This window comes from Clostridium tanneri (assembly GCF_033659955.1).
GTDB classification, from domain to species: Bacteria; Bacillota; Clostridia; order Clostridiales; family Clostridiaceae; genus Clostridium_AM; species Clostridium_AM tanneri.
In genome coordinates, this window is the sequence record NZ_JARUJP010000010.1 from 28,307 (window position 1) to 40,752 (window position 12,446).

Genomic DNA, 12,446 nt, shown 5'->3' on the forward strand with positions numbered 1-12,446 from the left:
ATGCTTCTGAAATATGGTAACAACAGCTGATTTTATAACATAGGATGTATATAGAGAAATAATGAAAGGAAAAATTCACATGCTATATAATTATTATAGGCAATGTCCTGCAAATCATTATCCTTACATCATACAACCGGGTGATACTTTAAATATTATTGCATACAGACTGGAAGTTAGCGTTTCAAGAATAATCGCTGCAAATCCTGGAATAAATCCATATAATCTAAGAATAGGACAAATTCTATGCATACCGGCCTGTCCACCAAATCATGTTCCCAAAATAATTCAACCAGGGGATACCCTATATAAAATTGCACAAACATATAATGTTACAATTGATAGTATTTTAGAAGCAAATCCTGGTATTGATCCTAATTATCTTAGAGTAGGTCAGCGTATATGCATACCGTCAGCTTGTGCTTTAGAGTCTTCAAATTATAAGGAAACTATAGCAGCTATGCAGGCAGACATTAATATGTTGAAGGAGGATAGTAGTGTTCAGAAAGCTGAGGAATCAAATTATGGAAGCTCAACGAGAACGACCCGTGCATTAAAAGTAACAGATGGAGAACTTCAGTTTGACGCTGCACCTGTAACTTTTTCTGAGAATTATAAAGGACACTATACAGTTGGAAAAAACTATCCTTATTATACTGATGCAGCAATGGGAGGTCAAAGAGGTATAACTGTGAAAGATAATTTCGGAGTATGGCATACTTTCGGGTACCGTGTGACTTTACCTGAGTAAAATATCGTGGATATATCGAGGGTTATATAAAAGTATAGTTTTACCATAGTTGCAGGTACCAACCACTGTACGAAATTGGAAAACTATAAATAAGCTTGGTGAATTAGCGAAAGCTATAGGAAATCTGTAGTATAGGATGATTAGCAATAAGATAAAATAATTTTATTGCAAGTCGTCCTATGTTTTTTGAAGTAACTATCTAAAAAGCTCTATCCAATATCTTTGAACTATTTCGCCATTTCTTAATATATCTTTTCATTTCCATCAACTTTGAGGGTTAAAATTATTATTAAAAATGCTATTGACCGAATCGGTTTATAGGAATATAATTAAATCAACATAAACCGATTCGGTTTACAAAACTTAAGAGGTGAGTTTTATGGAAAAATTTTTTAATTTACCTGAAGATAAACAAAAGACAATTATTGATGCTGCACTTAAGTCCTTTGGTACAAATGGATATAAAAAGACCTCAGTAAGCGATATTGCTGCTGAGGCGGGAATTTCAAAGGCAATGGTGTTTCATTACTTTGGTACAAAAAAAGCGCTATATCTTTATTTAATTGAGCTATGCGGCGACATTATTATGAAGGAAGTTTATGAAAAGTTTGATTATACCGTTACTGACTTCTTTGAAAGAATTAGGCTTTCATCCAATATTGAAATTTCAATTATGAAGCAGCATCCTGCCATGAGATCTTTTTTAATAAGTGTATATTTTGAAAGTGATGAGGAAGTAAAAGAAGACATAAAAACTCTTTTAGCAAAAGGAGAAGGCTTTAGAAATAAAATTGCTTTTGACGGAATGGACTACTCAAAATTTAAGGAAGGTATTGATCCAAAGCTGGTTATGAAAATGCTTCTTTGGCTTACTGATGGGTATATGAATCAAATGTCAAGAGAAACAGAAGTTGACTATGAGGCCTTTTTCAAGGAATTTGAGGAATGCATGGACTTACTTAGAAACAATTTCTATAGGGAGGAATAATTATGAGTTCATATGTGTTAGGCTTTCAACAGATTGATAAATCAAAGCTTCCAGTAGTAGGTGGTAAAGGTGCTAACCTTGGGGAACTATCTAAAATTGAGGGGATATCTGTTCCAGAGGGCTTTTGCATAACTACTGAAGCATATAAAAGAATTGTTGAGAGCAATGAAGAATTTAATACATTAGTTGATAAATTATCTCTCTTAAAGGTGGATGATAGAGAAACCGTTGCTGAACTTAGTAAAAAAATTCGTGAAAACATCGAAGAAATATCCATTTCAAAGGATATTGTAGAAGAAGTATCGAAATATGTTTCAAAGCTTGGTGAAAAAAATGCCTATGCCGTACGTTCAAGTGCTACAGCAGAGGATTTGCCACTGGCTTCCTTTGCAGGACAGCAGGATACCTATCTAAATATTATGGGAAAGGATGAGATACTCAAGCATATTAGAAAATGCTGGGCGTCACTGTACACAGACAGAGCAGTAATTTACCGAATACAGAATAAATTTGACCATCATAAGGTCTATTTATCTGTGGTAATACAAAAGATGGTTTTCCCAGAGGCTTCAGGAATAATGTTTACTGCTGATCCTATTACTTCAAACAGAAAGGTTACATCCATCGATGCCAGCTTTGGTCTTGGTGAAGCTCTTGTATCTGGTTTAGTTAACCCGGATATCTATAAAGTCAGAGAAGGCAGGATAATAGACAAAAAGATATCAACTAAAAAACTAGCCATCTATGCACTGGAGAAGGGCGGTACAGAAGAAAGGGAGATTGAGGCTGGAAAACAGAATAAACAGACCCTTTTGGATGAGAAAATTATACAGTTAGCTGGCATGGGCAGAAAGATTGAAGCCTACTTTGGTTGTCCACAAGACATAGAATGGTGCCTTTATGAAGATAACTTTTATATTGTTCAGAGCAGACCTATCACTACACTTTATCCTATACCACCAGAAACTAAAGATGGAAAGAATCATGTGTATATATCCTTTGGACACAGACAGATGATGACTGAGGCTATGAAACCATTAGGAATGTCCTTCTTCCAGACTTTATTCAAAGAGATGGTAAGCTCTACCATGAGTGAGATGGGTGGAAGGTTGTATATAGATGCATCTAGTGACATTTCTTCGCCTTTTGGAAGAATAACTTTTATAAAAGGTCTTGATACGGTAGATGTTCTAATGAAGAATGCCCTAATTAATCTTACAAAACAAAAAGATTTTATCAAAACACTGCACAAAGGAAAAACAGCCATGGGTGATAAATCAATGTGGTTAAAGTGGATAAATCTTACCATAAAAGACTATAGAGCAAACGACCCCGCTATAGTTGAAGACCTAATGAGTACTAATAAGGCGTTGATGCTTGAACTGGAGCAAAGTATTATCAAGTTTTCTGGAGACGAATTGTTTGAGTTCATTCATAAGAGTTTAAAGCAAATAAAGAATACTATTTTTCATAGCTATGGAGTAGTTTTTGCGGGAACCTACGCCTCTTACTGGTTAAATAAAAATATTGAGAAATGGCTAGGTGAAAAGAATGTAGCTGATACCCTTGCTCAGTCTGTATCTAATAATGTCACATCTGAAATGGGCCTTGAGCTTTTGGATGTTGCTGATGTTGTAAGGCAGTATCCTGCTGTGATTGAATATTTTCAGCAGCCAAAGGAAGAGACTTTTTTTGAAGATTTGGCAAAGATAAAAGGTGGATTAGATGTTACTGATTCAATTAAAGCATTTCTCAAGAAGTATGGTATGCGCTGTTCTGCAGAAATTGATATAACTAGGACGAGGTGGAATGAAAAACCAACTATACTTGTTCCAGCTATCCTAAGTAATATCAAAGCCTTTGGACCAAATGCACACAGTATAAAATTTGAACAGGGACTTAAAGACGCAAAGCAAAAGGAGAAGGAAATCTTAGGTAGTCTAGAAAAATTGTCTGGCGGAAAAAGAAAGGCCAGGAAGGCAAAGAAAGCAATAAGTGTTTTACGTAATTATGCTGGTTATCGTGAATTCAACAAGTACATCCTCATATGGTTTGAATGGATCATAAAACAGGCATTTATGAGAGAAGCTGATGTTTTAGTTAAGAAAGGAATAATACGTGATAGAGAGGATGTTTACTACCTAACTTTTGATGAACTTAGAGATGTTGTTAAGACAAATATATTAGATTACAATATCATAACTAAAAGAAAAGAGGACTATGAAGTTTTCGAAAAGCTTACACCTCCTCGTGTAATAACCTCCGAGGGAGAGATTATACCTGGTGAGTATAATACTGATAATATACCTGAGGGTGCTTTAGCAGGAGTACCAGTTTCATCAGGTGTTGTTGAAGGACGAGCAAGGGTTGTTTTGAAAATGGAAGATGCCAATATAGAGGAAGGGGATATTTTGGTTACAACCTTTACTGACCCTAGTTGGACTCCACTCTTTGTATCAATTAAAGGCTTGGTTACTGAAGTAGGTGGGATGATGACCCATGGGGCCGTTGTTGCAAGAGAATACGGACTACCTGCAGTGGTAAGTGTTGAGAATGCTACAAAATTGATTAAAGATGGACAGAGGATAAGGATTAATGGGAAAGAAGGGTACGTAGAAATCCTGTAATGGACAAGTTGAAAATATGCAATTATGAAAGAGCGACTGAGCCGAGTCGCTCTATAATGTTAAAAAGACTGGAGGCGGTAGGCTATGAAAAGGGATAAGAAAGCTTTGAATAAGAATCTCATATTGCTTATGTTTGGAAGGATGATATCCGATACGGGAACTGGAATTCAAATGGTAATTATGCCCTTGTACATTATCGATTCGGGAGGATCCTCAGCTACTATGGGGTTGTTCTCTTTCCTATGTCTAGTGCCAGCTCTCCTAATCTACCCCTTTGCTGGAGTACTTGCAGACAGGCTTAATAGAAAAATGATCACAGTAGCAACTGACTTAGTCAGTGCAGCGGCAATAATGAGTTTGGCCCTTGGTGCATATTCGGGCAGGATGAGCCTGACTTTGTTGCTATGGATGCAGGTTATAGTATCTTTTTTGTATGGCCTATTTGATCCAGCTACTAAAGGAATGCTGCCTCAATTGGTGGAGGAGGATGAACTTACAAAAGCAAATTCTAATCTTGCAACGCTTAGGATCTTAGGTAGCCTATTAGGTCCAGTAATTGGAGCCACATTGTATGCAAAAGTGGGAATTACAGTGGTATTCTTTATCAATGGAATATCATTTTTGGTGTCGGCAGGCAGCTCGCTGCTGATTAGGTACAAGCACACAAAACGAAAGTCAGACACTAATATGCCAGGATTTACAGCGGATTTCTCTGATGGCATTAAATTTATTCTGGCTAATCCAGTAATCCTTAAACTGTGTGTTTTTTTTCTGGTAATATACGCCGTTATACAGCCAATATTTTCAGTTATATTACCTTTGTTTTTTAGAACCCAGTTGGAGTATTCTGACACACAATACGGTTATCTACAGATGATAATTATACTAGGAGCACTGCTAGGCAGCGTTCTGGTAAACCTGCTATTTAGTAAAGAGAAAGAGATAGCCAAATCACTTGTAAGTGGCAGCAGTTTGCTAATGTTTTCAATATTGACTTTTTCATTTCTATTGTTTCCACATAGCTTATTTGTATTAGGGAGAGGTAGTATTTTATACTTTAGCTTACTGGCTGGAGTTCTTGGGCTGTTAAGCGTTGCTATTATGTTCATAAATGTTCCTGTGCAGACCTTTATACAAAAAGCAACTCCCAACGAATACATGTCTCGAATGTTTTCTATTGTTGGAATGATTACAAAAGGGGGCATGCCTTTAGGTGCGCTAGTATATGGAATCATTCTTGATAGGGTGCCTGTACATTGGACCGTAATAACAGCCACCTTGCTCATGATGTTAGTTTTGGTTGCATTTATGATTCCAGTATTGAAGAAGCATGAACTTTAATAAGATTGGAATATGTTTGTAAAGGTTATTGATAACTAATAAAGTTTATGATACTATTTAATAGAAATTAAAAAGGATGAGGTGTTAAAGGTGTTAAGAGTAGGAATATTCTTTATAAGATTCCGTAATTTAGTTTAATTTAATTAACTAAATAAGAGATAAGGTAAAAAATACCTATTTGGTTAGGTTTATTTGTTGTACCTTATTTTAGGATTCTTGTGAAGAACATCATACTTGCCTTTTATACGACTATTTCATCATATACATTAGGGATATTATTAACGTAAGGTATATTTTGATTTGTATACTTTAAAATGGTATATAAAGGCTGCAGGTGAATTGAGTTCATTTGCAGCCTTTCTGTATTAACTTGGGATGTTCATTTTCAAGAATTCACAGCAGATTATTAGATGAGGTGAATTTGAGATATGTATACTAATAAAGTTAAGAAAAAGGATAGAGCAGCAGAAATTATAAGAGAAAATCAGAAAAGATTTAGATGTCCTATATGCAGTGGAGATATGACTATAAAAGGTTTTTATAGTTTAGTTTGTGGTTCAAATCACAGCTTTGATATATCAAGGAAGGGGTATTTAAATATGTTAACTTCCCCATGTAACATTGTATATCCCAAGGAATTATTTGAAGCCAGACATAAGGTTTGTGAAGAGGGGTTCTATGATCAACTGATTGATAAAATTATCAATACAATTGAAAAATATAAAAAATCACAAGAGGATAAAAAAGAATTGACTATTTTAGACGCAGGATGTGGTGAAGGGTCTCACCTCTATAGAATGTCCCAAAGGATTAAGAAAGATTTAAAATATAACCTGTTTGGAGTTGATATATCAAAGGAAGGAATTAATATTGCCTCAAACAATAGCAGTGATGTTATCTGGACTGTGGCTGATTTAACAAGGTTGCCCTTTCAGAATAGAAGTTTTGATGTGGTATTAAATATACTTTCTCCTGCTAATTATTTAGAATTTGATAGGATATTAAATGGTGAGGGAATTATTATAAAGGTAGTTCCAGGGCAGTTATATCTCCAGGAATTAAGACAAGCAATTTATAAAAATAAAAAGTATTCAAATGACAAGGTAGTAGATTACTTTACAAGTAAATTAGAAGTTGTTCATGTTGAAAATATAAGTTATAAATTTAGTATTGATGATGAACTTTTGCCTATCCTAATAAAAATGACACCATTAACATGGGGGAGAATGTTGAAGGAAGGGACAATTTGAGTAAGTTAGATGTTTCAGCTATAACGGTGGATTTGACCATACTTGTTGGAAAGAAGAAAAGTAATACTGATAATTTGGATAGAGAGGAAATTAAAATATAATTGACATTATGTTTAATAAATTTGGGTTGAGCAAAGGAGAGGATAAATTTGATACCAAAAATTCATCAAGATTTCATAGACAAAACAATTCAACTATTAAAGTATGATTGTAGAATTCTAGGTGTTGCAGCAGGAGGTTCATATATTACAAATAGTTTAGATGAATTTTCTGATATTGATCTTATAATTGCTGTGGAATCTAGTTGTTATGAACAGATAATGAAAGAAAGAAAAGAAATCGCTGGTAAGCTTGGGAATCTTCTTTCTGCATTTACTGGTGAACATGTAGGTGAGCCAAGGCTGCTTATATGCCTATACGGACCGCCATTGCTGCATGTGGACTTGAAATTCGTTGCTTTAGCGGATATTGGCAAAAGAGTAGAAGATCCAGTAATTTTATGGGAAAGAGATAATGCAATAACGGATGCATTAAAGTTAGGGGAAGCTAAGTTTCCAGCTCCTGACTTACAGTGGATTGAAGATAGGTTTTGGGTTTGGATTCATTATGGTACAGTAAAGATTGGAAGAGGTGAAATTTTCGAAGCAATAGAATTTATTTCATTTATGAGACAGACAGTCATTGGTCCATTATTACTAATGAAAAATGGGAAACTTCCTCGTGGTGTGAGGAAAATTGAAACTGATGCGCCTAATGATTTGTTCATGCTTAAGGAAACTATTGCCACATATGATGCTAAAAGCTGTGTTAGAGCAATACAGGGGATAATAAGGCTTTATGTGGATTTACGTGATCAGCTTTCAGATAATGAGCTTATAAGGCGCTCTGAAGCAGAAAAATACACAAAAGATTATTTAAATGAGATTAGAAACCGGCTTACGATACATTTAAGGAATTAATACAAGAGCTAGGCGTTTAAACAAAATAACAGTCATAAGACATATAAATGGTAGATAATGTCTTATGACTGTTTTTGCACATATGAAATATACTGAAAAATTAAATCACCATTCTCTTCCGGGATCATCTGCCATAAGGTTAACAGTTCCTTTTGGATATAACACAGAATAATGGCTTAATAAAGGGTTTGGGTTTTTGCTTGTAGGCTCTGGAAATACAAGCAGTATTTTAAAATTATTATTTACTACATAACCAATTATTTCTTCACCCTTTACTTTAACATCATAGGAAGGCTTACCGAAGACTTCTTTTACTTTAGAAAGGGATACTTTCTTTATTTTATCATCAAAGGACCTAACTTCGAATATTTGAGAGCCTTTGTTAAACCCAAAAGCTAAATTATGCTTTGTATATGTGGCATAAGTTCCTTTAGCAGCAGAAACCCAATCTGATTTGTCAGGTTTTCCCCACTTTTTCTCTATGTCATCAATAACAGTAGTCTTAGCCGGAAACTGGCAGTTAACAACTTTTCCTTCCTTAGCTAATTCCATAATATTTAATAAAATAGTTTTTGAAGAATCATCTTGAGCAGGGGATTCTTTAGAAGCATTATTGGAATTAGGGGATGAGGTATTAGTATCTGAAGCAGAGTCGCTAATATCGGATGACTGATTAATATCCGTACCGTTATTATTAGGAGTGTTTCCTGTGGCATTTTCTGTTTGTTTAGTAAACTTAGAACATCCTGTCATTAGAGTAATAAATACAATAGATGCAATTATCAATTTTATAGAAAAACCTTTTTTCCATAAAAACATAATATAGCCCTCCTTGTGAACTTAATGTTAAAGATAACCAGCAACATTAATAGTATCACTTAATTAGACGAAAGTATAAGCGCTTTTGTTTCACAGAAATATTTTTTTGTTTTCGAAATTTGATCTTTGCTTATTCACTTAGAAGGAAGTAGCACTTATGGGAATGTCTCATATACTAATATGATGAGATTTATAATCACAGCAATATAAAGGAGTATTACATGTATAATAAGCAATTTTTCTCTTGTCCTTACTACAGGAATCAAGCTGCTTACCCTTTCTTTAATGCACAGTGGAGAGCTAATGCACAAAAGTTTGCAGCTGTTAGTGGTACCGTTACGAGAATTGAGGATTTTAACTTAGGTCAAGATGGTGCATCAGCAGGTTGCTATAAATTAATGTCGCTAGAAAGTAAGGATGTGGGTCCTGTAAATTTTGTGATATCCACGGAAACTTACTTTGTAGATCATAAAGTGGTTGATGTAGGAGACGAGGTAACTGGATTTTATGATGCAAATGCACCTGCCATTCTTATTTATCCTCCTCAATATCCTGCAATTGTTATAGCAAAAGACACAGAATATGAAAAAGTTGCGGTAGACTATTTTGATAATCAACTTATAAGCAGCGATGGAAACTTGAAACTAAATATAGCGCCATCTACTGAGATAATTCTCACAAATGACCAGCCCTTTAACAGATACCCTGGAAATAGAAATCTAATTGTTGTCTATGGACCTACAACCAAGAGCATACCTGCTCAAACTACTCCATATAAAATTATTGTTCTTTGCTAAATTAAGATATGCTAAGTGAAAAACTATCTTAATGCTGCTTATACACTTATCACAGACCAAATTCCTATAAAAGAGCAAAATAAAACCTTAAAGATATTCCGTATAGAAATGATTTTGATAACTTATAATAATTCTAGAAAATTTAAATTTCACTCTATACGGAAGAAGGGGTTAAATTGCACAAAAAACCGAAAGTAGTCAGGTCTATTTTATTCACACTGTTGTTAACCTTTATTTCATCTTTGCTATTATTAAATAAAGGTGTTCTAGCTGAAGATTCTAGCGGTAATACTGTAAATCTTGTGCTAGATGCAATAAATTACAACGACATACTACCAAAAAACTTTCGAAAGACTACAGACCTAAAAGTCTTAGAAAGTAAGAAGGATCTAAACTTAAAAGGATTAGATAAGTTGAATATTTCTGGAAGTCAACAATTTTCAGGAAACAATCTTCCTCTTTTAGTTAAGGCCATTGGAACTTCAATGCCTATAACTGTAATGGATTTAAGGCAGGAGTCCCATGGATTTATCAATGGATATGCAGTTAGCTGGGCTGATGCGAGAAACAATGCTAACGTAGGTTTAACAAAGGAACAGGTTCTATCAGATGAAGCTAATAAACTAAAAAGTATTAAATTAAATGAGCCTATTAGTTTTTATAATCATCCAAAGGTAACAATAACTCCAACAAAGGTTCAAGATGAAAAACAGCTTGTTACATCCAATTCTCTATCCTATAATAGAATAACCGTTAGAGATGGTGGAATACCTACAGATGACATGGTTGATTATTTCATTGAATCTGTAAAAACTCTACCTAAAGATTCTTGGTTACACTTCCATTGTAAGCAGGGCATAGGAAGAACTAGTACTTTTATGATTATGTATGATATGACTAGAAACTATAAAGAAGTTAATGCGGATAATATTATAAAAAGACAAATAGCATTGGCAAACTATAAAGAAAGCACTGAAGAATCTTTTTATAGTGATGAAAGAATGAATTTTTTACAAAAGTTTTATGAGTACTGCCAAAAAAATGGAGATTCCTTTAATGTAAAATGGAGCCAGTGGAAAAAGTCTTCCAGTACTAGCAGCACAGCGGCTTTTTCTGCTAGTCCTACCTTAGAAAATACTTCTAGCTATATAAAAAATTCAATAACTCCTACGTCTTTGTATGTTGTTTCTCAAGATTCAATGACACCTAGTGAAAGAACAATGGTAACTACCCTTCAAGGGGTAGTTAATAACCATTGTTCTTCTCAAATATATACACTTAATTCTTCCCAGCCTGATTATAAGATATGGCTTCAGGACTTAAAAGATAATTATAAGGTTTCTTATAAAATCCTTTCAGATCCCTGGGAATTACTAACCATATATAAAGATTACATAGATGGATATGTGCTTTATAGTAAAAAAGCACAAAAGGATCCCTCAATAAATAATGCCTGTTCTCTTGCTTCGTTAAATAAAGCTATAGCTATTGATGAATCTATAGAATCTAAAGTAAGGCAAAAGGGCATTACAAAAATTATTGGAGATTGTAGAAATACAGGTGAGAGTTGGGCTTATGATAACCTATGGAACAAAGGATTAAATCATTCACTGGTAATTCAGCTTTCTCCTGATAAAGCTAGTCCATTAAGAGATTATGCTGTAATGACAAAGTCCTTGGTATTTTATGAGGATAGTATAAAAGATACAGCTCTAAGAGATAGGATATTTTCTTCTATGAAGGATAATGCTATATGTTTAGGTTGGGGTCCCGATGAATTTACTAATGTAAGCACAGCATCGAAACATGGTGTAAGTGTAGTTGCTGCAGATTGGTCATATAACTTAACTACATTAAGTGCTTTTCCCTCATTACCTGTCACTAAAAAAACTTCATTAACAATTCCTAAAGAAGATAATGTTCATTATGTAACTTTCATCATGTCTGATGGAGATAATCAGCAGTGGAATCTTGGAATTAACTATGGTTCTTCTAAATGGTTTGGCTTTCCTAATAAAGATAAGCTCAATTTAGGATGGTCTATGAGTCCTTCTTTATATTACCTGTCTCCTACTGTTTTCAACCTATACTATAAAGCCATAAATACTAAAAAGACTAACAATAACTTTATTGTTTCACCTTCTGGAAATGGATATATGTATCCAAGTAAATTTAACAGTAATAAATTAAACAGTTATATTAATACATTAAATGATTATATGGAAAAATTGCAGGAAAAGTATGTAGCAATTATAGACGATTCAGCTTTTAATAAAATTGACCTTTGGGATAAGTTTACTGAAAAATCAAATATCCAAGGATTATTTTATCTGGATTACCACAGGCACGATAACTATCATGGAAAAATTTTATGGTCTAATAATAAGCCTTTAGTTTCCTGTAGGGATTTGCTTTGGAGTGGTATTCAAAATGAAGATGAATTAGTAAGAAAAATTAATGATAGGGTTAATTTAGGACAAATTGATGTTACTAGTCCGGAGGCTTATAGCTTTGTTTATGTTCATGTTTGGAGCAAAGGTGTTAGTAATGTAGAAGAAGTGGTAAAAAAGTTAGAACAAAATCCTACAGTAAGAGTAGTTACTCCTGAAATATTTATGAAATTGATAAAAGAGAATGTTAAGCACTAGGATTTCTGAAAGGAGTATCAATTCCATAACTTTAAAAAATTTTAAGCCAATGCTTAATAACACTAAGTATTGGCTTAAAATTTTTTAATTATGTTATACCAAAATTGGTGTTATTTATTGGCAAATGTTGTTCGTTAATTTATAATCATATATGGAGAAAATGTTAAAGGCAACAACAATATTGTCATTTATTTTTAAAGTATTAACAATTTGCGGGGTAATGGATATACTAAAACAAATATATGTTGCAAAAATAAAAAGTTTAT

The 12,446-nt window shown here is 33.8% G+C and carries 9 protein-coding genes; 8 read left to right on the forward strand and 1 reads right to left on the reverse strand.

The window, feature by feature from the left end:
- The first annotated feature begins 61 nt into the window (after nt 1–61).
- The 6 genes from P8V03_RS10030 to P8V03_RS10055 all read left to right on the forward strand — a co-directional run bounded on the left by P8V03_RS10030 (nt 62) and on the right by P8V03_RS10055 (nt 7,916).
- On the forward strand, nt 62–751 hold the full coding sequence (locus tag P8V03_RS10030) for a LysM peptidoglycan-binding domain-containing protein (RefSeq protein WP_318798065.1): 690 nt from the start codon (nt 62–64) through the stop codon (nt 749–751).
- 379 nt (nt 752–1,130) lie between these two features.
- Entirely contained in the window at nt 1,131–1,739 is a 609-nt protein-coding gene (locus P8V03_RS10035) for a TetR/AcrR family transcriptional regulator (protein WP_318798066.1), read from the forward strand.
- Between the two features lie 2 nt (nt 1,740–1,741).
- Nucleotides 1,742–4,366 (forward strand): phosphoenolpyruvate synthase, encoded by a 2,625-nt coding sequence (gene ppsA, locus P8V03_RS10040; protein WP_318798067.1) that lies wholly within the window; start codon nt 1,742–1,744, stop codon nt 4,364–4,366.
- Between the two features lie 84 nt (nt 4,367–4,450).
- A complete protein-coding gene (locus P8V03_RS10045) occupies nt 4,451–5,707 on the forward strand; it encodes an MFS transporter (protein WP_318798068.1) in 1,257 nt (418 codons plus the stop codon).
- A gap of 428 nt (nt 5,708–6,135) precedes the next feature.
- Complete coding sequence (locus P8V03_RS10050; protein WP_318798069.1) at nt 6,136–6,957, forward strand: methyltransferase domain-containing protein; 822 nt, start codon at nt 6,136–6,138, stop codon at nt 6,955–6,957.
- 149 nt (nt 6,958–7,106) lie between these two features.
- Nucleotides 7,107–7,916, forward strand: coding sequence for an oxalate:formate antiporter (locus P8V03_RS10055; protein WP_318798070.1), 810 nt, complete (start codon nt 7,107–7,109; stop codon nt 7,914–7,916).
- Nucleotides 7,917–8,021: 105 nt separating this feature from the next.
- On the opposite strand, the gene P8V03_RS10060 is transcribed toward P8V03_RS10055, so the two are convergent.
- Nucleotides 8,022–8,735, reverse strand: coding sequence for a YjgB family protein (locus P8V03_RS10060; RefSeq protein ID WP_318798071.1), 714 nt, complete (start codon nt 8,733–8,735; stop codon nt 8,022–8,024).
- A gap of 221 nt (nt 8,736–8,956) precedes the next feature.
- On the opposite strand from P8V03_RS10060, the gene P8V03_RS10065 reads away from it, so the two are divergent.
- A complete protein-coding gene (locus tag P8V03_RS10065; protein ID WP_318798072.1) occupies nt 8,957–9,532 on the forward strand; it encodes a hypothetical protein in 576 nt (191 codons plus the stop codon).
- A 176-nt stretch (nt 9,533–9,708) separates the two neighbouring features.
- On the forward strand, nt 9,709–12,180 hold the full coding sequence (locus P8V03_RS10070) for a GxGYxYP domain-containing protein (protein WP_396125141.1): 2,472 nt from the start codon (nt 9,709–9,711) through the stop codon (nt 12,178–12,180).
- Nucleotides 12,181–12,446 lie beyond the last annotated feature (266 nt).

Bases quoted from the DNA above. Each gene is read 5' to 3' on its own strand.
- ppsA (WP_318798067.1), top strand. From the start codon at position 1,742: ATGAGTTCATATGTGTTAGGCTTTCAACAGATTGATAAATCAAAGCTT.
- P8V03_RS10065 (WP_318798072.1), top strand. From the start codon at position 8,957: ATGTATAATAAGCAATTTTTCTCTTGTCCTTACTACAGGAATCAAGCT.
- P8V03_RS10035 (WP_318798066.1), top strand. From the start codon at position 1,131: ATGGAAAAATTTTTTAATTTACCTGAAGATAAACAAAAGACAATTATT.
- P8V03_RS10050 (WP_318798069.1), top strand. From the start codon at position 6,136: ATGTATACTAATAAAGTTAAGAAAAAGGATAGAGCAGCAGAAATTATA.
- P8V03_RS10060 (WP_318798071.1), bottom strand. From the start codon at position 8,735: ATGTTTTTATGGAAAAAAGGTTTTTCTATAAAATTGATAATTGCATCT.
- P8V03_RS10030 (WP_318798065.1), top strand. From the start codon at position 62: ATGAAAGGAAAAATTCACATGCTATATAATTATTATAGGCAATGTCCT.
- P8V03_RS10045 (WP_318798068.1), top strand. From the start codon at position 4,451: ATGAAAAGGGATAAGAAAGCTTTGAATAAGAATCTCATATTGCTTATG.